Source organism: Yoonia sp., from assembly GCF_965660735.1.
GTDB lineage: Bacteria > Pseudomonadota > Alphaproteobacteria > Rhodobacterales > Rhodobacteraceae > Yoonia.
The window spans coordinates 20,232-47,033 of record NZ_CBFIBD010000015.1 but is presented as its reverse complement, the minus strand read 5'-3'; the positions used below and the strand labels follow the sequence as shown (position 1 = coordinate 47,033).

Here is a 26,802-nt window from a genome sequence, read left to right as displayed (position 1 = left end):
CCATGTCTGCGCAATACGAAATTTTCGATCCGGCCTTTGCCGACATGATCGACACCACGACCCCACCCGAAATGATTGCGGATGGCTGCGTCTGGACAGAAGGTCCGGTCTGGCTGAACGATACCCTTTATTTCAACGACATTCCCAACAAGCGGATGATGAAATGGCAGCCCACGCATGGTGTTTCCGTGGCCCTTGCCAACAGCGAATTCGCCAATGGAAACACACTCGACCGCATGGGGCACATGGTTTCTTGCGAACATGGCGGGCGCAGGGTGATCCGCAGGCATGATCCCGAAGACCTGAACGCGGTCGAGGTGATCGCCGAGCGTTACAACAGCAAGCGCCTGAATTCCCCCAACGACGTTGTCGTCCGCTCAGACGGGTCGGTGTGGTTCACCGATCCGCCTTATGGCATCAATTCCGACATCGAAGGATACCCGGCCGAAAACGAAATCGGCGGCTGCTATGTCTTCTGCGCCGCTCCGGACGGGATATTGACGGCCGTGGCGACGGATTTTGACAAACCCAATGGCCTCGCCTTTTCCCCGGATGAGAGCAGGCTTTACATCGCAGATTCCGGCGCGATCCGGGGGGCCAGCTTTCCCGGGATAGACTATGATCTGCCGCACCATATCCGCGTCTTTGACGTGGATGGAACCACCCTGACAGGCGGCGCGGTCTTTGCAGAGATCACCCCCGGCGTGCCGGATGGCTTCCGTGTCGATCAAGCGGGATATGTCTGGACCAGCGCAATGGATGGCATCCACTGCCTCGCGCCGGACGGGCAATGTCTCGGGAAAATCCAACTGCCATCCCAAACTTCGAACCTGTGTTTTGGCGGGGCGGACGGAACGGATATTTTCATCACCGCATCCGACAAGGTGTGGCATGTCAGATCCACGCGACGCGACGCCGCCCATCAACACGCAAACCAACCATCGGGAGACCCGTCATGACAGCACCGCTCAAGGTGGCCCTTTTTGGTCTTGGATCCATGGGTTACGGGATGGCGCAATCGATCCTGCGGGCCGGTCATTCCGCCTACGGCTTCGATGTGAACGCAGACGCCGTTGCGCGGTTCAGGGCCGAAGGCGGCAGCGACGGCACCCTGACCGACATCGCCGCCGATCTTGACGCTGTCGTGGTCGTCGTTCTGAACGCAGCACAGGCTGAAACCGTGCTGTTCGGCACTGACGGCATCGTGCCGCACCTCAAACCAGGTGCGGTGGTGATCTGTTGCCCGACTGTGCAGCCGGAGTTTGCGCGGCAGATGGAGGCCCGCTGCAACGCGACCGACGTGCAATACCTTGATGCGCCCATCTCTGGCGGTGCGGCCAAGGCCGCGCAGGGCCAGTTGTCGATCATGGCCGCCGGCACGCCGCAAGCCTTTGATGCCGCACGCCCGGTGCTCGATGCCTGTGCTGCTACCGTGTTCGAACTGGGTGATGTGGCGGGCCCCGGATCGGCGATGAAGGCCGTGAACCAGCTTTTGGCGGGCGTGCACATCGCCGCCATGGCCGAGGCTGTAACGTTTGGCATGACCCAAGGCGTTGATCCTGAGACTTTTCTAAAGGTCATACCGCAATGTGCGGGAACGTCGTGGATGCTGGAAAACCGCGCACCCCACATTGCTGCGGGCGATTATACCCCGCATTCAGCGGTCGATATATGGCCAAAGGATCTGGGCATTGTGCTGGACATCGCACGCTGTGCCAAATTTGGCGCACCAATCGCAGCGGCGGCGCTACAACAATATCTGGCCGCCTCCGGAATGGGGCATGGGCGCGAGGATGATGCCGCCGTGGCAAAAGTCTATGCCCGCAACGCAGGTTTAACCCTGCCGGAAAAGAAAGCCTAGGAAGGCAATCCCCGGCACGGTGCAACACGAAACCAACGAAATTTTAAATGGGAGGAAAAACCATGAATACGACACTGAAACTGACCGCAGGGGTCATCGCGGGCCTTACACTGGCCGTCGCAGCACAGGCCCAGGAGTTCCCCGAACGCCCCGTCAACCTTGTTGTGCCGTTTAACGCAGGCGGCGGCACCGACCTGTTGGTGCGTGGCTTTGCCCCTGAATTTGCCGCAGCCCTCGGCGGGGACGTGTTTGTGTCGAACATGGCAGGCGGGTCGGGCACCGTTGCCGCAGCCGCACTAGCAGCGCAAAAGCCGACCGGCTATCAGCTTGGCTACTGGTCCGTGACCGTGGCCACCATCCAGCCGCAAATCAAAGACGTTCCCTACGATGCCGACAGCTGGGTGCCGATCTGTTCGGTCGCCGCCTCGCCGACGGTTCTGTTCACCAATGCCTCGAACGATCTGACGACCGTGGACGAAATGAAAGCCGCGGTTGAGGCCGCTCCCGGCAAATTTCTGTTCGGCTCGTCCGGCCCTGGTGCCATGACGCACCTGACAACCGTCGCCGCCTTTGCTGGTCTGGGCCTGATGGACAAGGTCAAGCACCTGCCCTTCCAAGGCTCTGGCCCGGCATTGCAGGCGATGGCCGCGAATACGATCCAGTTCTTTGGTGACACCGAGATCCTGATGCAGCGTGGCGACTTCCGCCCCCTGATCGCCTTTTCAGACAAGCGGCTGGAAAACTTCCCCGACGTACCGACCGCAACCGAAGTTGGAATCGAAGCGCCCCTGAATGAGCTTTACCTTTGGGGCGGCCTGTTTGCGCCCGCGGGCACCGATGCGGCTGTGGTTGCCAAGCTTTCCGATGCCTGCGGCACAGCGGTGAATTCCGAAGGTTTCCAGACGTTTGCGGCCGACACTCAGACCACGATCAACTACCGCAATGCCGAAGACTTCAACACCTTCTTCCGTGCGCAATACGAGGCGAACTCCGCCATCATCGAGGCCGCAGGGCTTTGATCCAAACGGTGGGCGCTGCCGCGTGCGGCACCCACCCCTCTGGGCTAAACGGAGACCCGTGACATGGGCATAATGAACGAACGACGGGTCACGTCACTGGTGCTGCTGCTGATCGCAGCCGCGTTGCTGTCCAATACATACGGACAGCAATATGCCGACCTTGGCGGCGCGTTCAGCCCGATGTTCTTTCCCCGCATCATCCTGTGGCTGTGGGTTCTTTTGGCCACGCTCGATCTGGTGTCCGAGTTCATCAAACGCACGGATACCAAACGGCCGGAAGTCCTGCGCGTTGTGATCATCGCGGTCAGCACGGTAGTGTTTCTGTGGTCGATGACGCGCTTCGGTTTCTTTCTTTCAGCGGTGCCGTTCACGGCGCTGGTTCTGATCACGCTGAATGCGCGCAGGCCTTTGCCGTTGATGGCGGTGTCAGTCGGTGTGCCGATGGCGCTGGTGGTTCTGTTCAACCATTTGCTGACCCTGCCCTTGCCAACTTCCCCCTTCACATGGTGGTTCTGAGGATACTGAAATGATTGAACTCCTGCCACAGGCTGCCGCACTCATCTTTACCGTCGAAGGTATCGCCGTGCTGGTGCTGGGGACCATACTGGGCGTCGTTCTGGGGGCCTTGCCTGGGATCGGATCTACCGTGGCGGTAGCCATGATCCTGCCCTTCACACTCAGCATGTCACAGGCTCCGGCCATTCTGCTGCTGTTGGCGGTTTATGCGGGTTCCGTCTATGGTGGATCAATCTCCGCCATCCTCATCAACACGCCCGGCACGCCGCAATCGGCGGCTACCTGTCTGGATGGCTACCCTATGGCGCAACGCGGCGAAGCCGGTCTGGCGCTTGGCTGGAGCACCATCGCCTCGACTGTCGGCGGGCTGGTGTCGGCGGTTGTGCTGCTACTGGCCGCACCGCAACTGGCGGCTTTGGCACTGAATTTTGGGCCGATCGAGACCTTTGCCCTTATCCTGCTGGGCCTAACCTGCATTGTATCGGTGTCTGAGGGTTCGCTGATCAAAGGCCTTGTCGCCGGCAGCATCGGGCTGTTTCTGGGCTGTGTCGGGGGCGATCCGATCACAGGCGAGGCCCGGTTTACCTTTGGCCAGTTCCAGCTGATTTCGGGATTCAACCTGCTAGCCGTCGTGATCGGGGTGTTTGCCCTGTCGGAAGTCCTAATCCGCGCCGCAGCCAAACTGGAACAGGACCAGACCCTTGTTACCTTCAAGGGGATCGTGCTGCCGCCCCTGTCCGCGTGGCGCGGGCGCTGGAAAGTGCTGGCAAAATCCGTGGCCATCGGAAACGGTATCGGCATCCTGCCGGGCACCGGGGCGGCCACTGCGGCTTTTATTTCCTACGCCGAGGCGCAACGGTCCTCGCCCAATCGCGCCAACTTCGGTAAGGGCGAACCGGACGGCCTGATCGCATCGGAATCCGCCAACAACGCGGTGACCGGGGGCGCCTTGGTGCCGACGCTGGCGCTGGGGATTCCGGGGGATGCGATCACAGCCGTGATGCTGGCCACGCTGACACTGCATGGCGTGACACCGGGCATCCGGCTGATGACCGACAACCCGGTGCTGATCGCCGCAATCTTTTCAGGCTTTTTCATCATCAACCTGATGCTGCTGCCCGTCGGCATGCTGGTGTCAAAGGCCGCAGCCCCGCTGCTGCGCCTGCGCGAAGCCTATATGCTGGCGATGATCGTGCTGCTTTGTGCGGTGGGCGTCTATTTCGTGCGGGGCAATCCGTTTGATCTGATGGTCATGGGGGGGGCCGGCATTGTCGGATTTCTGCTGCGCCGTCAGGGCATGCCGATGGCCCCGCTGGTCATCGGGATGGTGCTGGGGCCGACGCTCGAAATCAGCCTGCGTCAGGGGCTGATCATCACCGATGGCAGTTTCGCCGCCTTCTTTGTCGGTCATCCGATTGCGGCGGTGTTGGTGTTACTTGCGGTGGGAATGTTGTCCCTGCCTTTGATCAAGCTGCTGCGCGAGCGCGGCAAATCCCGCGCCTGAGGCGCAATCAAAAAGCGTGCCTCAGGCGCGACACGAAAGAGGCCAAGACCATGACAACCTTTATGGGCTGCATCGCGGATGACTTTACAGGGGCCAGCGATCTTGCGGGGCTTCTGGCGCGGTCGGGCGCCCGGGTTTCCTTGCGGATCGGCGTGCCGGACGGACCGCCAAAAGACACAGCCGCATTCGAAGTGATCGCGCTCAAGATCCGCACCGAACCTGTGGAGGACGCCGTGTCACAGGCCCGCGCGGCGCTGGCGTGGTTGCGCGCCGCCGGGGCGCAGCGGTTCTTCTGGAAATACTGTTCCACCTTTGATTCCACGGCGCAGGGCAATATCGGCCCCGTATCCGAGGCTTTGATGAACGGCCTTGGCGTCGCGCAAACCATCTATTGCCCTGCCTTTCCCGAAAACGGGCGCAGTATCTTCATGGGCAACCTTTTTGTCGCAGAGCAACCGCTGTCCGAGAGCCCGATGAAGGACCACCCGCTGACCCCGATGCGGGATTCCAATCTGATGCGCCTGCTGACACCACAAGTGACAAAGCCGGTGGGGCTTGCCAACCGACTGACCGTGGCGCGGGGGCATGCGGCACTCAGCGACCGGCTGGATGCGCTTGGCCGTGAGGGCGTGGCCCATGTTGTCGTGGACGCGGTCGCGGACGGCGACCTTGAGATCATCGCACAGGCCTGTGCGGACATGCCCCTGATGACAGGCGGCAGCGCAGTTGCCATGCCCCTGCCGCGGATCTGGTCGCAGGCTGGCGTACTGCCCTCCAAAGGTCTGACCCAAACGCGCCACAGCGTTGGTGCGCGCGCCATCGTGCTGTCGGGATCCTGCTCGGCCATGACGAATGCACAGGTCGCCGCATTCAAGGATCAGGGACCTGCCTTGCAGCTTGACCCCTTGGCGCTGGCCGATGGTGGCATGCAGGGCGCATTGGACTGGCTGGCGGCACAGGATGCGGGCGCCACGCCGCTGATCTATGCCACGGCCGCCCCCAACAAGGTCCGCGCGGTTCAGGAACGGCTGGGCGTGGTCGTCGCCGGACAGTTGATCGAGGACACTTTGGCCGCCCTCGCGGTTGCGGCCCACAGCGCAGGCGTGCGCCGGTTTGTCGTCGCGGGGGGCGAAACATCGGGTGCGGTCACACAGGCGCTTGGGGTCAGCCAACTCGATATCGGGGCGGAAATTGCACCCGGGGTGCCGTGGTGTTTCGCCAAAAAGGGCGACCACGACATTGCGCTGGCCCTGAAATCCGGCAACTTCGGCGCAAAGAGCTTTTTCTCTGACGCCCTGGCGAAACGAGAGGCTGCATGACACAAGAAGCGCGCCTGCGCGAACAGATCTGCCTGTTGGCAAAGTCGATGTTTGACCGTGGGCTGACCGGTGGCAGCACCGGCAACATATCGGCACGCACCGATGATGGCGGGCTGCTCGTATCGCCTACGGGCACCAGTTTCGGGCGGCTCGATCCGGCCCGCCTCAGCCGGTTTGACGCAAAAGGTACCCTGATCGGGGGCGATCCTCCAACCAAGGAAATGCCGCTGCACACTGCGTTCTATGACACGCGCAGCACGGCTGGCGCGGTCGTTCACCTGCATTCCTGCCATTCAGTCGCATGGTCGATGATGCCCGAAGTCGATGCGGATGACTTTTTGCCGCCGCTCACGCCTTACGGGCTGATGAAACTGGGGCGGGTCAAGCTGCTGCCGTTCTTTCTGCCCGGTGATCCAGCGATGGGCGAGGCGGTGCGTGGGTTGGCGGGCAAGCGGTCGGCTGTAATGCTGGCCCATCACGGACCTGTTGTGGCGGGCAAGGATATCGAAGCCGCCTGCAACGCCATCGAGGAATTAGAGGAGACCGCGCGACTGGCGATGCTCACGCTCGGCCAATCTCCGCGCATGCTGACACCGGACCAGATCTCGCAAGTGGTCACGAAATTCAACGTGGAGTGGGGCGCATGAAATTTTCTGCCAATCTGGGGTTTCTTTGGGCCGACCGCCCCCTGCCCGAGGCGATTCACGCCGCCAAAGCCGCGGGGTTTGCCGCCGTCGAATGTCACTGGCCCTACGACACGCCCGTCAGCGAGATCAATGCGGCGCTGTCAGAGACAGGCCTGCCCATGCTGGGACTGAACACGCGACGCGGCAACCTCGGCGCCGGGGAAAACGGTCTGACCGCCCTACCCGGCCGCGAGGCAGAGGCACGGGCCGCGATAGACGAGGCCTTGGAGTATGCCAGTCAGACTGGCACCGGCGCTGTGCATGTCATGGCGGGCTTTTCCGGCGGGCCGCGCGCCCATGCGACATTTGTCGATAATCTGCGTTATGCCTGTGATCAGGCCGAACCAGACGGCATCACCATCCTGATCGAGCCGCTCAACCACTATGATGCGCCCGGCTATTTTCTGTCCACCTCCGAGCAGGCCGCCGCCATCATCCACGAGATCGGACGCGACACTCTCAAGCTGATGTTCGATTGCTACCATTTGCAGATCATGGAAGGCGACTTGTCACGGCGTCTTGCGCGACTGCTCCCGCTGATCGGACATATCCAGATCGCGTCCGTGCCTGACCGAGGCAAGCCCGATCACGGAGAGCTGGACTATGGGTATATCCTGCGCGAGATCGACAAGCTTGGCTGGACAGGTGCCATTGGCGCTGAATACAAGCCAAACGCGCCGACTAACGACACACTTGAGTGGCTGCACAATCAAAACCACTGACACGTCTGTTTTCAACAAAAGATGCCTGACGCTGTGGTGCGAAGGCCAATGAGAAACGGGCAAGAAACCAGGATGCTAACGCTTGCCAGAATCAAATGTATACGATTTCATTAATTTTGTTGTTAGCGCAGCATTCGGCAAGAAACCAAAGGACTGAAATTTGAATACGTATCCAAAAAAACTGAACAGCACAGATATCGCCAGGCTTGCCGGGGTTTCGCAGGCAACTGTCTCGCGCGTGCTGTCGGGACGTGACAAGGTCAAGGAAGCCACCCGGCTGCGTGTTCTCAAGGTCATCAACGAAAGCGGCTATAGCCCCAACCCGTTCGCGCAGGCGATGCGCACAAGTCAAAGCCGCACCGTGGGCGTGGCCGTGTCCCGGATCACCAACCCGATTGTGCCTGAAATCCTCGAAGCCTTAGCCCAAAACTTTACCGCATTTAAACGTCGTCTGTTGGTCTGGAACACCGACTCAGAAGGTGAAGACGGGCTGATCCAAGCGATCCGTTCCGGAACCATAGATGGCGTAATCTTTACGGCCGCAAGCCACCAGACAAAGGCAATCAAGGTCGCGCTGGAGGCGCAAAAACCAGTTGTCTCCTTCAACCGCTATCTGGAGGGGGCAGCCTGTGATCAGATCGTTTCCTCAAATTTCGACGGTGCCGCGCAGATTGCCCGGTATCTTGTTGCGCAGGGGCGTCAGCGGATCGGGTTTATCAACGGTCCGCTGGACCGCACAACTCTAGCGGATCGCGAGGCCGGATTTCGCCATGCGCTGGCTGTGTCAGGACGGGACATTCCCCCGCAACTTTATGCGCAATCCGATTTCGAGCCCGAAGCATTTCGCCAAGCCGCCATCGACATGATGGCATCAGACACCCCGCCCGATGCCATTGCCTGTGGCAACGACCTGATCGCCATCGGCACTCTGAACGGGCTCAGGTCCATCGGCGCAAAGGTGCCCGAAGATGTCTGGGTGACAGGATTTGACGGGATCGAAATGACCGGATGGGACGTGATTGACCTTACGACGATGCGCCAGCCGATCGACGTCATGGCCGCGGATGCCGCCCGCGCCCTGATCGACCGAATTGAGGGGCGGTACATCCAGCCAAAGGTCGTCGAATACCCCACCGAATTCATTGTGCGCGGATCAACTACTCACGCAGCGCAGTAACAACCAATCTGCACCGATGCTGGAAGGAGGGTCCGGCACGCAGCGCAGAACCGCAAAGACCTGAAAAACTGAAAAAGTCCAAGGGAGGACACCATGACGACCAAAACAAATCGACGCAGCTTTCTGGCTGCCGCAGCGGCTGGCACAGCTGCTTTGCCACTGGCCGCTCCGGCCTATGCGCAGGGAAATCGCACGTTGCGCATGGCGACAGGCTGGCCAAAAAACTTTCCCGGGCTTGGCGTTGCATCTCAGCGTATTGCCGATGCAATCACAGCGGCCAGTGACGGACGGCTCAAGGTAGATGTCTATGGCGCAGGCGAACTTGTCCCGCCGTTTGAAGCCTTTGATGCCGTCGCCTCGGGAGCGGCCGACATGTACCACGCAGCGGAATATTACTGGCAGGGCAAGTCGACGGCGTTCAACTTCTTCGCCGGCGTGCCCTTTGGCATGACAACGTCCGAGCACAATGCCTGGGTCTACCACCGTGGCGGCCAAGAGCTGTGGGAAGAAGTATCAGCCGGATTTGGCGTCATAGCCTTCATGGCGGGCAATTCCTCCGCGCAGGCAGGCGGTTGGTTCAACAAGGAAATCAATTCCGTCGAGGACCTCAAAGGCCTGAAAATGCGCATCCCCGGTTTCGGCGGTACAGTGATCGAACAGGTCGGTGGCACGGCAGTCACCCTGCCCGGCGGCGAAATCTTCTCGGCGCTGCAGTCCGGCGCGATTGACGCAGGCGAAATGGCTGGTCCCTGGATCGACCTTGGCTTTGGTTTCTACAAGGCGGCCAAATATTTCTACAATCCCGGTTTTCAGGAGCCTACGTCTGCTGAAAGCCTTGGCATCAACCTAGAGCTTTGGGGCGATCTGTCCGCGGCGGATCAGCAGATCATCCGCCTGGCCGCAGCCCAGGAGAACGTCATGAACCCAGCGGATTTCATCGCCAATCACTCGCGCTCGCTGGATATTCTGATCAATGAACACGGTGTCGAGCTACGGTCCTTCCCCGATGATGTGATGCTTGCATTGGGTGCTGCGTCGAAAAAGGTGCTGGCGGATGCGGCTGCGGCAGATCCACTGACCGCAAAGGTTTCCGAAAGCTATCTGGCCTTCCTCGACGAAGTGGCTGGCTGGACCGAGCAATCCGAGCAGGCCTACCTGCGCGCACGTTCGCTTGTGCGCGCCGCCGGATAAGCCGCTACCGGGCTGCCTTATTGAAAGGTGGCCCGGCCGACCCTTCTGAGGCAAAGAGAAGAAAATGATTGTTGTAATCGAGAAAACCAACAAAATGGTGGCCCGTGTGGCCGCCTATTGCGCCCTGCTGATGATGATGGCGCAGGTCTTCTCCGTGATCGCGCGGTATGTATTCAGCTATGGGCTTATCTCGGTTCAGGAAAGCGTGATTTATGGCCATTCGATCATGTTTCTTCTGGGGGCCGCCTTTGTTCTGCAGATGAATGAACATGTGCGCGTTGATATCTTTTACGAAATGTTCAGCCCTCGCACCCGCCATGTCATTGACCTGATTGGACTGCTCTTTTTCGTGATCCCGGTTGCCGGTCTGATCTTGTGGGTTGCCACACCCTATGTGATGCGATCCTGGGCCAGCCTTGAGGGGTCGCGGCAGGCAGGTGGTATTCCGGCGATCTTTCTGCTCAAGACCGCAATGGTGGTGTTTGGTGTCTCCGTGTTGGCGCAAGCACTCGCCACATTTGCCAAGATCATCGGGCACAGCACCGACGACGCCTGGAAAGTTTCGGGTCGCAGTCATGGATAGTCTTCAGCTTTTCATGGTGTTACTGCTCTTTGGCTGCGCCTTTGGGTCGGTGCTGATCGGGATACCCGTCGCCTTCGCCCTGTCAGGCGCTGCGGTCCTTTTGTCATTGGTCGCATCGTTGTTCGGCCACTTCGACCTAAGTTTCTATTCGGCCATTCCGTCCCGCATCTTCGGCACAGCGATGTATAATGAGGTGCTGACCGCGGTGCCGCTGTTCATCCTGATGGGCGTGATCATGGAACGCAGCAAGGTTGCCGAGGACCTGCTGGTTAATATGGGCAAACTGGCGCGCGGGCTGCCCGGTGGTCTCGGGATTTCTGTGACATTGGTCGGCGCCTTGCTGGCGGCCTCGACAGGGATCGTCGGGGCCACGGTTGTCGCCATGGGTTTGCTGAGCCTGCCAACGATGCTCAAACAAGGGTACAAACCGTCCTTTGCCGCAGGATCCATCTGTGCTGCGGGGACATTGGGCCAGATCATTCCGCCCTCGATCGTTCTGGTGTTTCTGGGCGATCAACTGTCGGGCGCCTATATGGAGGCGCAGCGCGAGGTCGGAAACTTTTCACCCGACCCGGTGTCCGTCGGTGACCTTTTTGCCGGAGCCTTGATCCCCGGTGTCGGGCTGGCCCTGCTTTATATGCTGTATCAATTGGTGATTGGCATCCTGCGTCCCCAAGACAGCCCACCGCCCCCTGCCGACGCACCCGGTGAAACCGTGGCCCTGCGCGATATTCTGATGAGCCTGTTGCCCCCCCTTGCGCTGATCATCGCCGTTCTGGGATCAATCCTGGCGGGGGTCGCCACGCCGACAGAAGCCGCAGGGGTCGGATCCGCCGGGGCGCTGCTTTTGGCCGGATACCGCACTGCGGCCCTGTCCGAGCATGAGACAACAGCAGGCATGTCCATCCTGCGCCGTCTTGTCCTGTTTGCCATCTTTGCAGGGTTCGTACTGCCGCTGTTGCGCAGTATTGGGGATCTCCGAATGTCCCTTGATGTGGTGACAGTCTGGAACGGAACCCTGATCGCGTTTGCCATTGCGGCCACGGCTGTGTTCGCTGTGGGGATGTTTGCCGCAGTGCTGGTTCTGATCAAGACGCATCACCTTGACACCATCATGATGAGCACGATGCGGGTCTCCACTCTGGCCTTTGTGATCCTGATCGGGGCCACGATCTTTTCACTGATCTTTCGGGCCTTCGGTGGCGAAGAGGTGGTGCTGCATGTGATGGAGAAAATTCCCGGCGGGGCCTATGGCGCGCTGATTGCCGTGTCTTTGCTGGTTTTTGTGCTTGGGTTCTTTCTGGACTTCATCGAGATCATCTTCATCATCATGCCGATTGTCGCGCCCGTGATCCTGCGCTCGGACATTGATCCGGTGTGGTTCGGCGTTCTCATTGCGATGAACTTGCAAACTTCGTTTCTGACGCCACCATTCGGGTTTGCCCTGTTCTATCTGCGCGGTGTCGCGCCGCCCGAAGTCAGGACAGTGGACATCTATCGCGGCGTGCTGCCGTTCATTGCCATACAACTCTTTGCTCTGATGCTGGTCTTTACCTTTCCCGCGCTGGCCACATGGTTGCCATCGATCATTTACGGATAATCTCGCATGACTTACCTCACACCCAACAGGTCGATCCCGGCGACTGGCGGCATCATGGATACCTTTGTCGCCCTGCCAGAGGCCAAACCGCTGGGCACAGTTCTGATCGCGGTTGAGCTTTGGGGCATGACCACGCATATGCAAGACATCGCAGAGCGCCTTGCCGCGCAGGGCTATGCTGCCGTGGTGCTGGACCTGTTTCGCAGGCAGGCCCCGCCCGTGCCTGAGGATCCCGTTGCGCGCTGGTCTGCCACCTTTGAGGCCTTCGATGATGTCCGGTGCACGCGCGACTGCCGGATGGCTCTGGACTGGACGCGATCCGGGGCATGCGGCTTTGACGCAGGGTCCGTCTTTGCCTGGGGGTTTTGCATGGGCGGGCGGTTCGCCCACAACCTTGCCGCCTTTGATCAAAGGCTGGCCGGGGCAATCAATTTCTATGGCCGGATCAATTTCCCACGGATGCCAGACAAGCCCTTTCTGCCGATCGAGGTCACGCGCATGATCGACGCACCCTATCTGGGGCTCTTCGCCGAAACCGACGGGCTGATCCCAGAGGAGGACGTCCAGCGCCTGCGCCATGATCTGCGCGCCAATCCGAACGCCGAGGTCCGCGTCATGCCCGGCACACAGCACGCGTTTTTCAACGATCAACGCGCGGCGTATCACCCGGCTGCTGCACAAGAGGCATGGACCAAAGTGCTGACATTTCTCGAAAAACACAGGTGAGATATGCAATTTATCAAGACCGCCACAATCCGGCTGTGCGTAGATGTTCAGGGCACTGGGCCAAATCTGTTGTTTGTCGGTGGCACAGGCTGGGACTTGCGCCAGCAGCCCAATCCGCTGACCTCCCCATTAGTGGCGCATTTCAAGGTTGCCCTGTTTGATCAACGTGGCATGGGGCAATCCGACAAACCGCAGGGCCCTTATCGCATGTCCGACTATGCAGAGGACGCGGTGACATTGATGGACGCGCTTGAATGGGACCAGGCGCACTTGGCCGGATATTCATTTGGCGGCATGGATGCACAAGAGCTTGCCATCACTTTTCTAGATCGTTTTGACCGCGTAGTCTTGGCGGCCTCCTCTTCTGGGGGGCAGGTCAACAGGAATTGCAAGAAATCAGTTGTGTTTTTGCACCCGGAATACTCTCAGCGAGTTGGTTGCGTGATCCGTCAACTTCGCGGCGCGCTATCACAAGCATCGCACCTGGAATCTTTGCGGAGCAGGCGCAAGTCCACCCGCTCCTCTAAAAGATTACCCGCCAGGCGTTGCAGCCGATCCGGCGAGGATGCCGCCATCAATCGTCAGCTCTGTGCCTGTCATATATGCCGCTTCGTCCGAGGCGAGCATCACGGCAAGGGTTGCAACCTCTTTAACTTCGCCAAACCGCCGCATTGGTGTGTCCGCGACCATAGCAGCCTCACGATCTGCTCGGTCAGGACCATCGCCCAGCATCGGCTCCCACATTGGCGTCATGATCGCCGCAGGATGGATCGAGTTGCAGCGGATGTTCAGCCCTTGTGCCGCACAATAAAGTGCGACTGACTTCGTATGGTTGCGTATCGCGGCTTTTGAGGCGGCGTAGGCGGCGGCCATCGGGATGCCGACGAATCCCGAGCGGGACGAGATATTGACGATGCTTCCCGCACCCTTTGCCCGCATGGCGCGGATCGCGTAGCGACAACCGAGGAATGTGCCGTCGTTGTTCACAGCATGGACGGCCCGCCAATCGGCCAAGGACACGTTCTCAGGGTCGTGAGCGGGCGGCGCACCGTCGAACGGCCCTTCAAATCCCGTAATACCAGCATTGTTCACTAGCACATCAAGGACAGGAAAGCGCTCGGCTACCTTATTCCAATCGGCTTCGGAGGCCACGTCAAGGCGGGTGAAAGTTGCGCCGATCTCGTTCGCCATGGCCTGCCCGGTCTCGGCGTTGATGTCGGTCAGAATTACGTCGGCTCCTTCGTTGCGGAAGGCCTTAGAGATAGCGGCACCAATGCCGCGGGCACCCCCGGTTATGAGGGCGGTTTTGTTCTGTAATCTGGGCATGAAAGTTCCGTGTAGTTCGCGTTAATGAAAGCCGAGCATCGTTCACTCGAAGCGCAGTTCTGCCCCATGGGTGGGTTGCCGAAATACAGGTGGCGTTTGTCCATCGCCTTTCACCCCCTTCGAATAGGGACAGGGTATGAAACGCAATCCTAGCGGTCAAGCTGAACGAAGTCGCCGTAAGTGAGTGTTGGATCAACTTTGGGGACGTGGCGAAAATTCAGCATATGGGCAATCAGGATCATAAGCTCTTATGGCTTGTATCTGAAATCCTTAGGGCCGGCTTGCACGACAACGAGGCGCACATAAATCAGTAAGATTGGTGGCTGCCGAGTGCGCTGCCTTTCAGTCCTTGGACCTGGTAGCCGCGTCCCGATAGGCCTTGGGTGTCATGCCCGTTTCCCGCTTGAACGCTTTGTAGAATGTTGAACGCGAGTTGAAGCCGACATCCAACGAGACCGTCAATGAGTTTGCCGCACCCCCAAGTATGAGCGGTTTAGCAGCCTCAATCCTGTGATGCGCAATATAGTCAAAAAATGTTGACCCGATTTGTTCATTAAGCGTTTGCGAAACCTGATTGGGCAATGCGCCCACATGGCGGGATAGTTTTTGCAAGGACAGGTTCGGATCAAGATACAACGCATCTTGTGTCATTGCGGACCTAATCCGCGTCGCAAGCTGTTCTGCGTGTGCCTCTGTCAAAGCAGATCGCGCATACTTCGGCTCAGACGTATCGGTTGACGGCGCAAGTTCTTCGATCTCCGCTTCTGGTGGTTGAATTGGTGCAAAGGCCATAACGAACAACAAAAGGCAGGCCGTCAGGACGTAAATGAGTTCGTTAACGACGACCCAATCAAACCCTGTATTGTCGGCAACAAACATGAATGCGGTCGCGCCCCACAAGGTGACAAGGGAAACCACAAACCAGTCGAGCCACCGCAATTCGCGGTCCTCAAGGTTGGAATAGAGCGCCCGAAGTTTAGACCGGTAATCGCGCAATCGTCTAAGTGTCGCGACGAGATACAGGCAAGATGACGCGACCCAACAGAAGATCAGGACAAAAGTCGCCAGAACCAGCGTTGAAGGAACGATCCCTGCTGGCAGTTCACCTGCAATGAACATCGCAGTTTTCGCTTCAGTGGACTGCAACCAATAGCCGATCATCACCACGCTGCCCACGACCGGCAAGACAATGTCGCGCCGCCGCATAACCGAGAATCGGAGTTCAGTTGTCTTTGCCGCAACGTAATAAAAAACGGCGGGTGGCAGGATCAGAAGCAGGACCAAAACGAACGGCAAATAGAAGCCGTACATTGACGGGGTGTAGGCAAATACGAGTTGTGTTGAAACGATGCCGCCGAACACACCAAAGACCAACATGAGATAAAAACGTGCATGCCCGTCTTGCGTGCCACGGATTGCCGACATCGCGCCGGCCAGCGCCAGCCCCAAGCAGGCGGCAGAAAGGGCTATGGATCCATCCGTGTGCATACTGATGGATAGGCTGAATGCTCTACCAGCATCAATGCTCTGCCAACATCATTGTCCGAAGTGTCACTCCGGACTTGCAGAATTGTACGCGCCGTCCCGTGCGGACGAAAGATCAAAATTTCTAGGTCAGAAAGGGTTCAAATTTCACGGCCATAGATGTTCGGCCACAGCCGCAGAGAACCCCAATGATTATTCTTGTGACACTCACCACCTTCGCCCACATCGCATCCGGGGCCATCGCCGTTGTGATGGGCGCCATCACACTCGCCGTCCGGAAAGGTGCGAGGTCCCACATCAACACTGGCCGCGTGTTCACTGCGGCGATGGGCCTATCGTCACTGCTTGGTGCGGCGCTCGGGTTGATCAAGTTTGAGACCTTCTACATCACGTTTCACGCAGGTGTGTTGGGGATGACCTTGGTCCTGAGCGGGTGGATGCTCGCAAGGGTGCAGAACGGCCATCTCGGTGCCCCGTTCGTTGCAATTGGATTTGTGAACTTTCTGAATACCGCAGGACTGGTCGCCGCCGGTTTCTGCGCGTTGACTTTACCAGAACAAACTCTGCGTGGATTTTCTGCCGCCGACTACTTTTTCTTGGCGGGTATGGCGGGTGTCGCCTTCGTCAACGATCTTGTCATTCTCTTGCGCAAGACCCTGTCTGATAGACATCGGATCGCGCAGCACGTGTGGCGCATGTGTATGGGGTTTTTCATCGCGGCGGGTTCCGCGTTCACGGGGCCAGGTGCCAGCATATTCCCAGAGTCCATTCGCAACAGCGGCATTCTTTCGCTGCCCGAACTCACAATCATCCTGCTCATGCTGTTTTGGCTTTTCCGGATCCTGTTTGGGAAGCGCCGCCGCACGCTCCTGACGCAGGCTTGATCCAAGACACCAATAGGATGTTCCGCTCAGAGCACAAGACATCCGCAGTTTTTCAACCAAAGGCTCATCACCCTGAGCCACCCAAGTTTCACCAACGCTCAATAATGCGCTTCACAAAAGAAAAGACTATGAAAACTTTCACATCAATCACTGCGACCATGTTGGTCATCCTCCCTGCCAGCGTCTTTGCGCAAGATGAGGCTGAAGACACCTTTGCCGGACACGACATCTTTTTCACCGTTTCGGGTGGCGTGGTCTCTGCACCATCTTTCCTTGGCAGTGGCGAGACTTCGGTCTACGCGCTTCCAAACATCTCAGTTGCTATTGGCGACCGCTTAAATGTGTCCCTGCTCGATGGGGTCTCATATGACGTCTACAAAGACGACAATCTTACCGCAGGCGCGCTTTTGACCTATGATTTTGGGCGCGAAGATACCCCATCCGACCACGGATTGTTGCTATCCAACGTCGCAAAGTCAGAGATCGCAGGACTGGGAGACATTGAGGAGACCGCCGAGATCGGTGGATATATCGAATACAGCTACGGAAACATTCAAGCCAGCCTTTCGGTCCGCAAAGGTGTTGACGGTGGTCATGACGGGGTCGTTGGCGACGTAGGTGTTTCCTACAACGCGACCGTCGAAATCTTTGGCAAACAATCTGTCATCTCATTTGGCCCGACGGCCACTTTCTCAGATGACAGCTGTGCGAGCACCTTCTTTGATGTCTCCACCGCACAATCTGCGGCCTCCGGCATCAGTGAATATGATGCAGACGGTGGTTTCATGTCGTATGGTTTGCATGCGTCCGCTTACGTGCCCGTTAATCAGAACGTAGCACTTGTTGGCTTTGCGGCGTTTGACCACCTCACGGGAGACGTGGGCGAGTCTTCGATCGTGCAAGAGCGTGGGGCAGAGGAGCAGGTGACCGCCGGATTGGTCCTCAACGACACCTTTTAATGAGGTGATCACTAAGGGCGGCAGCAACTTATCGATGCTGGTCGTTGCCGCACCTTATGTGACGCACGATCCAAAAGAACACTTTCAATCACTTGCAGATCGAGACTGACGCTCTGCAAACCATCTTTATTTATCAGAGATTACAATGACACTTCAAAAAATTGGAGGGCTTGCAGCCCTCGCATGCGCCGCTACTTACCTGTTCGGTTTTGTATTCCTTTTCACCGTCTTGGCCCCCTTGGGATTTGCGTCCGGTAACACAGATGCCTCCGCCGTCGTGGCATTCATTGACGCGCAACCGGGGCTGCTGATCGTGTTTAATACAGTCATCTATATTCTAAATGCCTTTGCTTTGGCGGTCCTTGTTGTTGCGCTGGATGCGCGCCTCAAATCCAGCACGCCTGATTGGGCGACCATCACCCGTGCGCTTGGTTTGATGTGGGCCACTTTGGTTCTGGGTGCGGGCATGATGGCGAACGTTACTGTCGAACATGCGGCCGCCCTTTTTGTAATTGACCCTATTCAAGCGGCAGAAGACTGGGCGCAGCTTCAAGTTGTTGAGTTGGGTCTTGGCGGCGGCAATGAAATCGCCGGTGGGGTATGGATCTTACTCGTGAGTATTGCGGGCATGATGGGTCGCAGCTTGGGCAAGATCACCATTGGTGTGGGGTTGCTGACCGGCGCGGGTGGGCTTGCGACGCTGGTGCCAGCCATTGGGGATGTAGCCGGTGCTATCTTTGGACTGGGGGCCATCGCATGGTTTATTGCTGTTGGCCTGTCTCTAACCTTCGCGCAACGGGCATTCAAAGAACCAATGACTGCCGCGCAAACATAAAGACTACTTGCTGCGGCCCAATGAGTGGGCCGCAGTGTGACAATGGACGAACGAGACAAATCAGCTTGATGCAACAAGCTGCGTCGCCGTCTTCGCCGCCAACCATTTAAGTATTGCATCGGTCGTTTCGTCAGGCAGTTCCTGCTGAATCCAATGCCCGCAATCAAGGCTTGCCACATCCACGTTTGCGACGAAATCCGTCAGATTTTCCGATTTCGGGATCATGTCCTGCTCACCGTAAATCATCAACACTGGCTTGTTGATGATCGGGACTACGTCCGCCAAAATCTGCCAATTGCGGTCCATGTTCCGATACCAGTTGATACTGCTGGTGAATCCAGCTTCCTCGAAGGCCGCGACGTAGACGGCCAGATCTTCATCGCTTAGGACAGGCTCGCCCAACGGTGCCTCGGCCTGCGCAAGATTGATCATCATCATGCCGGGCGCGGGACGAACCGAAGGAACGTTCTTGCGGTACAAGTTGCGCAAGAACCGTGAAGTGTTTCGGTCTAGCAGCGCATCGGCAACACCCGGCTGCCTGTTAAAGTGAACAAAGTAGTTATCGGCGCCAAAGAACTCTTCCATGAATGCGATCCAAGGCTTTGGCGTGCGCGCCTGATAGGGCAACGCCAAGTTAATGATCCTGGACACCCGATCTTGATGGAGCTGCGCCATGCTCCAAACAACGTTCGCACCCCAGTCGTGGCCAACAAAAATGGCGTCTTTGTATCCAAAATGATCAAGCAGCGCCGCGAGATCACCTGTCAGCTGAGAGATATCGTAGGCGGTGACCTCATCCGGTCGTGATGAATTCCCATACCCGCGCTGGTTCGGGACGATGACATGAAAACCCGCAGCGGCCAGCGCTGGCATCTGATGACGCCAAGAGTAGGCATGCTCTGGCCAACCATGACACAGGACAATTGGGTTGCCCCTGTTGGCTTGCCCTGCTTCAAAAACCTCGAGTTCGATTCCGTTCACAGGAACGAACGTTGGATCGGGGAAATTTGCGATATGCGACATAAGACTGTTTCCTTGTTGAATTGCATCTTTGTCGTCTAGGATCAAAAGGTACCAAAAACTGACACCTTTTAGAGGGGCGCACAGAAATGAATTCCCGTATGCGGCAAGATGCTATCGTTCGATCGCTGCGTCGCAACGGAACATCTACGATAGAAACGCTGGCGACTGACGTTGGCGCCTCGCGGAGCACGATTATCCGTGACATCGCGGCGCTACGTGACGACGGCTTCATCATTCATACGGAACAGGGGCGTGGTGGCGGATTACGCTTGGACCCGCAATCTATTCAGATGACAGCACGCCTTTCTGTTTTAGAGGTCTTTGCGCTGATTATTGGGATTTCAAGCATGCGTGCCGCCGGAAATCTTCCCTTCTCAAGCCTCGCCGACGCCGGACTTTCTAAAATCGAGAAGGCTCTTCCGTCTGACAAGATCCGGGATTTGCGCCGGTTTTTGGATTGCCTTTATGTTGGTCCACTCGCTCGACAAGTCGACATCTCCAATCTCGGAGAGATGACACCTGATTTGCTGCCCGCATTTGAGACAGCTTTTCTCAGGCGGTTCTTTTTGCAGTTTCAGTATCGCGACGCGCAAGGAGCCGAGACCGAGCGGTATATCGAACCGCAAGCGATGCTGATCCTACCCCCACTTTGGTATTTGGTCGCTTGGGACCCTTCACGTGAAGATTTCAGGCATTTCCGAATGGACCGGATCCGCGCGCCCGCATACGTTGAGGGGGCATCCTTTCGGCGGCGCATCGTTCCCTTCGATGATGGCGTCCGCCCCATTCGCATCGTGTAGGATCAGCTATGACGCGTGTCGGACCCGATGCCTTGCCGCAAGAACCCCCATCAACATGACCAACGTCACTGCCGCTGTCGTAAAAATGGATTTGGCCACAGTCGCAACGCTGCTTGCATAAACAAGCGGAGTAGAAATATCAGGCCAACTCAAGATCATGGCGACAATCCCAAGGTTTTCGCTGTAGTCGCAAACAGCCGCGCCAACCGAGAGAATAATTCCAACCCGCCCAATGGTATAGGTGGGTATAGTCTGTCCAAGCCATCGCATCGCGGATATCAGGGTCAACGCGAGTAAGGCCGGATAAGTAGTATCGAGCGGTATCTGGTGGGTCATATAATAACTGCGACCTTCTGCGCCCAAGCCGTCAAGAAGCGCTGTGGCATCCTGTAGGCTGTAACCAAGGGGGCGCATGTCAAAGGGGACGTGCCCCGATAGATCTTCGATCTGCGCCAGCGTGATGGTTATCATCAGGTAATAAATCGCCGCACCGATCAGCCCAAAGCCAACAGTTGCCAAACCCAAATGTCTGGTCCAAATTCTAGCCATCATTTCTCAAACTCCTTTATTTGTGCCATAGATGCGCCCAAACAAAGCCCCCTGCATTATCATTTTATAAGGCCCGCAGTATGGATTTACGGACGTTTCTGATGCAATCGCCCGACTTGTCTCGGGGCGATTTAACCGACGGGTTTGCTGCCGAATGGACTACGGCAAAGGTGACGGCAAAGGCAGACATCATACGCCAAAACGATTGCGACAGCCGTGAAATCATCGTCTTGGAAGGCCACCTTGCCAGCACCATCTGTGATCACGACGGCAAAGAGGTCTGCGTGGGTCTGTACGTGGGGCCCAGTGTTGTGACCCCCGCGATTGCCCGCACGCGCGAGGGCCGGTCCCTTGTGTCGATCACGGCGACGACTGAAGCGAAAATCGCTCGGATCGACAGTGATCGGCTGACAGAGTTGATGATTGCATCTGAACCCATCCGGGACTGGGCTAACGGCGTGTTGCGAGGGGCACTCAGCCAGAAGGCAGATCGCGAGTGGTGCCTCGCGGCGCTTGGCGGGGCTGATCGGCTGGCGTGGTTTCGCGAAACCTATCCGGGTTTTGAAGACATCTTTAACCACGCGCTTATCGCGTCGTTCTTGGGTATCACTCCTGTGACACTCAGCCGCCTGCGCCACAGTTGAGCAGTCCTAGCGCTTCAACTCTTCGACCAGAAAGTCATAGACCCGCCTGATCCTCCGGCTTGTCGTCAATTCGCGGTGGGCTACTAACCAGATTGGAAAAGACAAAGGTTCCAGATCAGGCAAGACCCGCACAACCTCAGGTTCTGCGTCCCCGATATGCGCATCCAGAATACCAATGGCGGCCCCCTGTTTTACCAACTCCCACATCACCAGATAGCTTTCTGTCAGCAGCGGAAAATTCGCTTCTGTCAGGCCCAGCCCAAGAGTATTCAGCCCTTTGAGCATCGCACCACTGTGGTCCATGTTCACAAAGTCCGCGTGCCGCAGGTCATATGGCATCTTGGGATGCCCCAGCGAGGCGACATAGTCAGGCGTGGCATAGAGAATGGCGTCTGCCATGCCGATTTTCTTGGTGATCAGGTCAGGTTCGGTAGGCCGGAAATTACGGATCGCAATGTCTGCTTCGCGGCGTAGCAGGTCACTGGCGTGATTGGCCACGACGACTTCAACGTGAATGCCCGGTTCTTCTTTGCGTAGTTTCGTGATGATCGGCGGCAGCAGGACGGCAGCATAGGTTTCGCTGGCCGAAATGCTGATACTACCTTCTAGCGCTTGTGATTGGCCAAGGGCGGCCAGCGAAACGCGGCCTGCTGCGTCGCCCATCCCGCGCACATGTTCCAGCAATTCCATACCGCTTGGCGTCAGTGTCAGACCCCGGCCCACGCGTTCAAACAACACAACGCCTAGTTCTTTCTCTAGCCCGTCAACCTGACGCCCAAGGGTTGGTTGTGCCATGCCCAAAGCGCGGGCCGCCGCAGACAGCGATCCTTCTTCGGCCGTCACCAAAAAGGCGCGGGCTTTGTTCCAGTCAAATTTTACAGCACGCCAATCCATGCAGATGTGCATATCAAAAATCAGATTTTGGTCAATTCGCATAGCTATCCCGAAGGCGTAAACCTGTTTCCAAGACAAAACTTCAACCGCGAAGGAAACGAGATGACCACACCTTCACACACAAGCTGGGATCCCGTAGCTGCACGCACCGCTGGTGCGCTCTATCTTGCCATCGCCGTCTGTGGCGGTTTCAGCATCGGCTACGTTCCGATGCAGATCGTTGCCGGTGACGCGGCCACATCAAGCGCCAACCTGCTGGCCAATCAAGGGTTGTTCAAGCTTGGCGTTGTCGCCGACAGCTTGGTGATCCTGTTTGAATTGGCCATTACAGCGATCCTTTATCACATGTTCCGCCATGTCGGACCAAAGATGGCGACGATCGCGCTGATCTCGCGGGCAGGCATGATTACAGTGATGGGTATAAACATCCTGTTATGGGTCATGCCCTATATCCTGCTCACCGGAGCATCCGCACCCGAGACCGTTCATACCCTTGTCCAATTCAGTTTTGACGCTCATGCGATGGGCGTCTTTGTGTGGCAGTTATTCTTCGGTGTGCACTTGTTGGCACTTGGCTGGCTGATCCTGAAATCCGATGTGGTCCCGCATCTGCTGGGCCGGGGTCTGTTCATCGGCGCATTCGGCTATCTGGTGCAAGGCGTCGTCGAGCTGACATTCACGGATGTCGCCATACTCGATTACAGCGTCATTGCGCTATTGGTCATCGTCACCCTCTCAGAAATCAGCTTTGGCCTTTGGCTGCTGATCTGTGGTGGCCGCACATCCCCCCAATTCACGCCAGCAACCGCATAAAGGAGACTTTCAATGCTTGCCTATTCATACACACAATACGGTTCACCTGACGTGCTTGAGAAAGTCGAGGTTCCATCACCTACGCCAAAACCAAACGAGGTTCTGGTCCGCATCCAAGCCACCACCGTCAGCGCTGGCGACTGGCGCGCACGCAGCCTGACAATGCCAAAGGGACTGGGGTTCATGGGACGGCTGGTGTTTGGTTTGCGCGGCCCACGCAAACCGATCCTTGGTACTGAGTTTTCTGGTGTAATCGAAGCGGTTGGCGCAGAAGTCACCAACTACCAACCTGGCGATGCGGTGATTGGGTTTCCCGGTGCCACCTTTGGTGCACATGCGGAATTTATCACGATGCCAGCGAACGGAAAGCTGACCATGAAACCGGACAACATCAGCTTTGAACACGCCGCCGCCATCCCCTTCGGAAGCACGACGGCCTACGACTTTTTGGTCAACAAGGCCAAGCTGCAAAAGGGCGAGACCGTCCTGATCAACGGGGCCTCTGGGTCTGTCGGGTCTGCATGCGTTCAGATCGCCAAGCACCTTGGCGCCCATGTAACAGCCGTTTGCAGTGGCAAGAACGCCGAGATGATCCGCGCCGTGGGTGCCATCCGCGTGATCGACTACCGCACCCACGATGTCATTGAGGAGGGCATTGAATATGACATGGTCATCGACACCGTCGGGACCCTGCCATGGGTGCAAGCACAACACGCCGTCCGATCTGGTGGTAAAATGGTCCTGATCGCTGGCAAGACTTCGGATATGCTGCCTGGTGGCCTCAAAGCGCGCCTGAAGGGCAAGAGAATGGTGGGCGGCGTCGCATCCGAGCACCGAAAGATACTTGAGGCCGTCGTGAAGCTTGCCGCGCAAGGCGAGTTGCAACCGGTCATCGACAGAAGCTATGCGTTTGACGACATGAAAGCCGCCCATGCGCATGTCGACACTGGCCACAAGAAAGGCAATGTGATCGTTTCGGTTAGTCAGAGCGACGCAAAGCATTGCACCCCAAGTCTGCATCTGGGGGCGGCATAGTGAACAAATTAAAACCACTGAACACGGTCGTCGTAATCATCGGCGCCGCAATCATCTTTCTGGGATTAAACATAGGGCTTGGTGGGATAAAGACTCTCGGCTGGCAGTCGTCACGAGACTTCGTTGCGATCACGGATGCGGCAGTATTTAGTGCGCAAGACAGCCATATCAGATTTCTTGGCGGGGTCTTGTTTGGTGTTGGTGCCACATTCCTGATCGGCGGCTTCGCGCTGCGCGCGTTTCGCCAGCCCCTGATCATTCTGTCCTGCATAATCGCACTCGCGGGCCTTTTTCGATTAAGCGGCATGGACTTGGATGTGATATTCAACGCGGCCATTGCCGCATCACTCACACTTGAACTTATCGGGTTTCCACTCCTTGCGAGGTGGCTGGTCGTATCTGCACCTCGAGACGTGTAGAGTTTTCGAGGATCGGAAAATTCTGTAAGCAGGCGCTGTCGCGATTTGTAAGACAGTCCATTTATTTGCAGTATCGAAAGCCCCCTGAAAGGGAAATTTGATAAAGGTCAAAGCAGTTGCGATCAACGACCGCTTTGGCGAAACGCACTACCTCAAAGAGTTTCTAGTGCTGCAAGTGCGAGCAATTGCTGCGTGAGCAAAGGCCGCACCTGCACAAGACGGCTTTTCCCGCATAGCAGACCTTGGTTCATGCCGCAGCGAATGTCCGGTATCCGCTGATCCTGTTGAAAAACAACGTGTTGCTGGCGCAGAATGTGCGGCTCAAAACCGAGGGCGAGTGCCTTTCTTGTCAGGCTTTGCACGATTGCTGCGGTGCGGGAAAGATCTTGGCCAGTTTGCAGAGGTTTTGGCGATGTCGCGGGCGACCTGACGGGCATCTTCGTGTTCTTCGCGGGTGATGGAGCGGAAGTCGGTGTTTGGGCAGCATTTTACGTTCAATGGACAGGCCTGACAGGTCCGCTTCAGTGCGCGGTATTTGGCAACACCTTTGCCGTCGAGGCCGCGATTGGGATCGGAATGGTTTCGTCGGAACTGTTTGCGTGCCGCGCCTTCAGGACAGATGTATTGGTCATTGTCGGCGTCCCATTCAAAATCGGCCCGCGACCAGGTGCCGTCGGTGCGCCCGGCTTTGTCCAGCACCGGAATGTGGGGATCGATCTTTTGCCCTCAACATCGACGATGACACTGTGATCTGTGTCGATCAGATAATTGGTGGAATAAGCAAAGAACGCGGGGCCTTTGCGCGCTGCTGTCCATTGGCTACTAGGGTCGGAATGGGACGTGAACTTTACTTCATTTAATCCCGCGGCCCGAGAGCAGCCGCATCCTGCAATCCGCCTATTGTCTGTCGCGCCACACGCTGCGCCACCAGCACAGACAGCAGCCAGCCGCTGCTGACTGCGGCGGCTATACCCAGCCAGACCCCCCAGACAGTGAAATCCAGCACCCCGATGAACACCCAGATAAAGAATGCGACGGCAAACCCCTGACGGTAGATGCTGATCCACAGCGTCCAAACCGGTTTCTTGAGTGCCTGTAGCAAAGAATTTATCGAAAACAGCATCATGTAGACCGGAAACAGGAAAGCATCGACCGACAGATAGCTTGACCCGACGCGGATCACTTCTGGATCATCGGTGAATACCGACATTGCAAATGCGCCGCCGAACAGCAGCAACGGCGTCGCGACGACGGTCATTGCAAAGCCGGTCATCCAGCAAAACCGCAGCGCGGCGCGCACGCGGTCATAGTCCTTGGCGCCGAAATTCTGCCCCGCGATCGGCAATAACGCACCTGTCATGCCCAAGACCGGCAACAGCAGGATCTGTTCGATCCGCAACGCAACCCCATAGGCTGCCACCGCGTGTCCACCGAACTCCTTGAGCGCGAACTGGACGACGAAGCCGGAGACGAACATGATCATCATCGCGGAACTGGCAGGGACCAACTGTGCGGTGATCTGGGCAAAGCGCGCGCGCAGCGGACGGAACGCAGACAGCGGGACAGACTGCATGACCGCAAGGCGCATGATGCGCGACAATATGAACAGCATCACGCCCGTCTGGCTGATGACTGTGGCAACGGCGATGCCATTGAACCCCATGCCACCCCAGACCCCGGGAACGCCGAACATGAACAACGGGTTCAGTGCGATATTTGCAAAAAACGCGACCATCAGGGCGCGTTGCATGCTGCGGCTGTCGCCGTGTGCCTGCAAAATTCCGTTGCCGCCATAGGCCATGAAAAATCCGGGCAACGCAAAAATCAACCAGCGGAAATACCCCATCGCTGCGTCGCGATATTCGCCGGGTTCTGACACGAGCGCGATAAGATACGGGCCAATTATCCAACCGATGGCCATAGAGACCAACGTGGCGATCACACCAAACGCCAGCCCTTGCGCAATGAAAATCTGCGTCTGTGATGGATCCCGGGCGCCCTTGGTGTTGCTTACCAGCGCACTTAGTGCGGAACCAAGTCCGAACCCCACGGCCATGAGAACGAAAAACGCCTGATACCCGATCGCAAGCCCTGCTTGGGCATCTGTCGATAACATCCCTGCATAATAGACATCGACGACGTTATACAGCGTCGCAAACAGCATCCCAAAGGCGGCCGGAATCGCGAGAGCGCGAAAATGACCGGACATTGCGCCGGTCGTCAGATCATCGT

The 26,802-nt window shown here is 57.6% G+C and carries 27 protein-coding genes and 2 pseudogenes; 22 read left to right on the top strand and 7 right to left on the bottom strand.

Annotated elements, in window-relative coordinates; translation table 11 throughout:
- Positions 1–2: 2 nt before the first annotated feature.
- The 14 genes and pseudogenes from ACTG4B_RS07800 to ACTG4B_RS07735 all read left to right on the top strand — a co-directional run.
- Entirely contained in the window at positions 3–959 is a 957-nt protein-coding gene (locus ACTG4B_RS07800; protein ID WP_439155129.1) for an SMP-30/gluconolactonase/LRE family protein, read from the top strand.
- Entirely contained in the window at positions 956–1,861 is a 906-nt protein-coding gene (ltnD, locus tag ACTG4B_RS07795; RefSeq protein ID WP_439155128.1) for an L-threonate dehydrogenase, read from the top strand. Before ACTG4B_RS07800 ends, ltnD begins: the two co-directional genes overlap by 4 nt.
- 62 nt (positions 1,862–1,923) lie before the next feature.
- Positions 1,924–2,880 (top strand): Bug family tripartite tricarboxylate transporter substrate binding protein, encoded by a 957-nt coding sequence (locus ACTG4B_RS07790; RefSeq protein ID WP_439155127.1) that lies wholly within the window; start codon positions 1,924–1,926, stop codon positions 2,878–2,880.
- 63 nt (positions 2,881–2,943) lie between these two features.
- Entirely contained in the window at positions 2,944–3,396 is a 453-nt protein-coding gene (locus ACTG4B_RS07785) for a tripartite tricarboxylate transporter TctB family protein (RefSeq protein WP_439155126.1), read from the top strand.
- Positions 3,397–3,406: 10 nt separating this feature from the next.
- Complete coding sequence (locus ACTG4B_RS07780) at positions 3,407–4,900, top strand: tripartite tricarboxylate transporter permease (protein WP_439155125.1); 1,494 nt, start codon at positions 3,407–3,409, stop codon at positions 4,898–4,900.
- 50 nt (positions 4,901–4,950) lie between these two features.
- Positions 4,951–6,219 carry a 3-oxo-tetronate kinase gene (gene otnK / locus ACTG4B_RS07775; RefSeq protein WP_439155124.1) on the top strand — a complete coding sequence of 423 codons (1,269 nt, stop codon included), beginning with the start codon at positions 4,951–4,953 and terminating at the stop codon, positions 6,217–6,219.
- The gene (gene otnC / locus ACTG4B_RS07770) at positions 6,216–6,866 is read left to right on the top strand and encodes a 3-oxo-tetronate 4-phosphate decarboxylase (RefSeq protein ID WP_439155123.1); all 651 of its coding nucleotides are present in this window, start codon (positions 6,216–6,218) and stop codon (positions 6,864–6,866) included. Before otnK ends, otnC begins: the two co-directional genes overlap by 4 nt.
- Complete coding sequence (locus tag ACTG4B_RS07765) at positions 6,863–7,627, top strand: hydroxypyruvate isomerase family protein (protein WP_439155122.1); 765 nt, start codon at positions 6,863–6,865, stop codon at positions 7,625–7,627. The genes otnC and ACTG4B_RS07765 overlap by 4 nt, the downstream gene beginning before the upstream one ends.
- Before the next feature lie 160 nt (positions 7,628–7,787).
- A complete protein-coding gene (locus ACTG4B_RS07760) occupies positions 7,788–8,804 on the top strand; it encodes a LacI family DNA-binding transcriptional regulator (RefSeq protein ID WP_439155121.1) in 1,017 nt (338 codons plus the stop codon).
- Positions 8,805–8,897: 93 nt separating this feature from the next.
- Positions 8,898–9,995, top strand: coding sequence for a TRAP transporter substrate-binding protein (locus ACTG4B_RS07755; protein WP_439155120.1), 1,098 nt, complete (start codon positions 8,898–8,900; stop codon positions 9,993–9,995).
- Positions 9,996–10,059: 64 nt separating this feature from the next.
- Positions 10,060–10,578, top strand: a complete 519-nt coding sequence (locus tag ACTG4B_RS07750) for a TRAP transporter small permease subunit (RefSeq protein ID WP_439155119.1) — start codon at positions 10,060–10,062, stop codon at positions 10,576–10,578.
- A complete protein-coding gene (locus ACTG4B_RS07745; RefSeq protein WP_439155118.1) occupies positions 10,571–12,178 on the top strand; it encodes a TRAP transporter large permease in 1,608 nt (535 codons plus the stop codon). The genes ACTG4B_RS07750 and ACTG4B_RS07745 overlap by 8 nt, the downstream gene beginning before the upstream one ends.
- Positions 12,179–12,184: 6 nt before the next feature.
- The gene (locus ACTG4B_RS07740) at positions 12,185–12,904 is read left to right on the top strand and encodes a dienelactone hydrolase family protein (protein ID WP_439155117.1); all 720 of its coding nucleotides are present in this window, start codon (positions 12,185–12,187) and stop codon (positions 12,902–12,904) included.
- A gap of 3 nt (positions 12,905–12,907) precedes the next feature.
- Positions 12,908–13,384: pseudogene (locus tag ACTG4B_RS07735) on the top strand (alpha/beta fold hydrolase); the annotation flags it as partial.
- Between the two features lie 51 nt (positions 13,385–13,435).
- On the opposite strand, the gene ACTG4B_RS07730 reads toward ACTG4B_RS07735, so the two are convergent.
- Positions 13,436–14,230 carry an SDR family oxidoreductase gene (locus ACTG4B_RS07730; protein WP_439155116.1) on the bottom strand — a complete coding sequence of 265 codons (795 nt, stop codon included), beginning with the start codon at positions 14,228–14,230 and terminating at the stop codon, positions 13,436–13,438.
- Between the two features lie 342 nt (positions 14,231–14,572).
- Complete coding sequence (locus ACTG4B_RS07725; RefSeq protein WP_439155115.1) at positions 14,573–15,718, bottom strand: helix-turn-helix domain-containing protein; 1,146 nt, start codon at positions 15,716–15,718, stop codon at positions 14,573–14,575.
- 185 nt (positions 15,719–15,903) lie between these two features.
- Between ACTG4B_RS07725 and ACTG4B_RS07720 the strand changes: the two genes are divergently transcribed.
- The 3 genes from ACTG4B_RS07720 to ACTG4B_RS07710 all read left to right on the top strand — a co-directional run bounded on the left by ACTG4B_RS07720 (position 15,904) and on the right by ACTG4B_RS07710 (position 18,393).
- The gene (locus tag ACTG4B_RS07720) at positions 15,904–16,599 is read left to right on the top strand and encodes a hypothetical protein (protein ID WP_439155114.1); all 696 of its coding nucleotides are present in this window, start codon (positions 15,904–15,906) and stop codon (positions 16,597–16,599) included.
- 128 nt (positions 16,600–16,727) lie between these two features.
- Positions 16,728–17,558: a MipA/OmpV family protein gene (locus tag ACTG4B_RS07715; RefSeq protein WP_439155113.1), complete on the top strand. Its 831-nt coding sequence runs from the start codon at positions 16,728–16,730 to the stop codon at positions 17,556–17,558.
- A gap of 145 nt (positions 17,559–17,703) precedes the next feature.
- On the top strand, positions 17,704–18,393 hold the full coding sequence (locus ACTG4B_RS07710) for a hypothetical protein (RefSeq protein ID WP_439155112.1): 690 nt from the start codon (positions 17,704–17,706) through the stop codon (positions 18,391–18,393).
- A 60-nt stretch (positions 18,394–18,453) separates the two neighbouring features.
- Here ACTG4B_RS07710 and ACTG4B_RS07705 read toward each other — a convergent pair whose 3' ends face one another.
- On the bottom strand, positions 18,454–19,416 hold the full coding sequence (locus ACTG4B_RS07705) for an alpha/beta fold hydrolase (protein ID WP_439155111.1): 963 nt from the start codon (positions 19,414–19,416) through the stop codon (positions 18,454–18,456).
- An 86-nt stretch (positions 19,417–19,502) separates the two neighbouring features.
- Between ACTG4B_RS07705 and ACTG4B_RS07700 the strand changes: the two genes are divergently transcribed.
- Positions 19,503–20,216 carry a helix-turn-helix transcriptional regulator gene (locus ACTG4B_RS07700; RefSeq protein WP_439155110.1) on the top strand — a complete coding sequence of 238 codons (714 nt, stop codon included), beginning with the start codon at positions 19,503–19,505 and terminating at the stop codon, positions 20,214–20,216.
- Positions 20,217–20,222: 6 nt separating this feature from the next.
- Here ACTG4B_RS07700 and ACTG4B_RS07695 read toward each other — a convergent pair whose 3' ends face one another.
- Positions 20,223–20,768 carry a hypothetical protein gene (locus tag ACTG4B_RS07695; protein ID WP_439155109.1) on the bottom strand — a complete coding sequence of 182 codons (546 nt, stop codon included), beginning with the start codon at positions 20,766–20,768 and terminating at the stop codon, positions 20,223–20,225.
- Between the two features lie 77 nt (positions 20,769–20,845).
- Here ACTG4B_RS07695 and ACTG4B_RS07690 point away from each other — a divergent pair, with 77 nt between their 5' ends.
- Positions 20,846–21,409: a Crp/Fnr family transcriptional regulator gene (locus ACTG4B_RS07690; RefSeq protein ID WP_439155108.1), complete on the top strand. Its 564-nt coding sequence runs from the start codon at positions 20,846–20,848 to the stop codon at positions 21,407–21,409.
- Between the two features lie 6 nt (positions 21,410–21,415).
- Here ACTG4B_RS07690 and ACTG4B_RS07685 read toward each other — a convergent pair whose 3' ends face one another.
- The gene (locus tag ACTG4B_RS07685) at positions 21,416–22,315 is read right to left on the bottom strand and encodes a LysR family transcriptional regulator (protein ID WP_439155140.1); all 900 of its coding nucleotides are present in this window, start codon (positions 22,313–22,315) and stop codon (positions 21,416–21,418) included.
- A 90-nt stretch (positions 22,316–22,405) separates the two neighbouring features.
- Between ACTG4B_RS07685 and ACTG4B_RS07680 the strand changes: the two genes are divergently transcribed.
- Genes ACTG4B_RS07680 through ACTG4B_RS07670 form a run of 3 tightly spaced genes read left to right on the top strand, consistent with a single transcriptional unit; the run spans position 22,406 to position 24,570 of the window.
- On the top strand, positions 22,406–23,116 hold the full coding sequence (locus tag ACTG4B_RS07680; RefSeq protein WP_439155107.1) for a DUF4386 domain-containing protein: 711 nt from the start codon (positions 22,406–22,408) through the stop codon (positions 23,114–23,116).
- Between the two features lie 12 nt (positions 23,117–23,128).
- Positions 23,129–24,151, top strand: a complete 1,023-nt coding sequence (locus ACTG4B_RS07675; protein WP_439155106.1) for an NAD(P)-dependent alcohol dehydrogenase — start codon at positions 23,129–23,131, stop codon at positions 24,149–24,151.
- The gene (locus tag ACTG4B_RS07670; RefSeq protein WP_439155105.1) at positions 24,151–24,570 is read left to right on the top strand and encodes a DUF4345 family protein; all 420 of its coding nucleotides are present in this window, start codon (positions 24,151–24,153) and stop codon (positions 24,568–24,570) included. The genes ACTG4B_RS07675 and ACTG4B_RS07670 overlap by 1 nt, the downstream gene beginning before the upstream one ends.
- 402 nt (positions 24,571–24,972) lie before the next feature.
- On the opposite strand, the pseudogene ACTG4B_RS07665 reads toward ACTG4B_RS07670, so the two are convergent.
- Positions 24,973–25,439, bottom strand: a pseudogene (locus ACTG4B_RS07665) (IS5/IS1182 family transposase); the annotation flags it as partial.
- Positions 25,427–26,779 (bottom strand): MATE family efflux transporter, encoded by a 1,353-nt coding sequence (locus ACTG4B_RS07660; protein ID WP_439155104.1) that lies wholly within the window; start codon positions 26,777–26,779, stop codon positions 25,427–25,429. The pseudogene ACTG4B_RS07665 and the gene ACTG4B_RS07660, both read right to left, overlap by 13 nt.
- Positions 26,780–26,802: the final 23 nt, after the last annotated feature.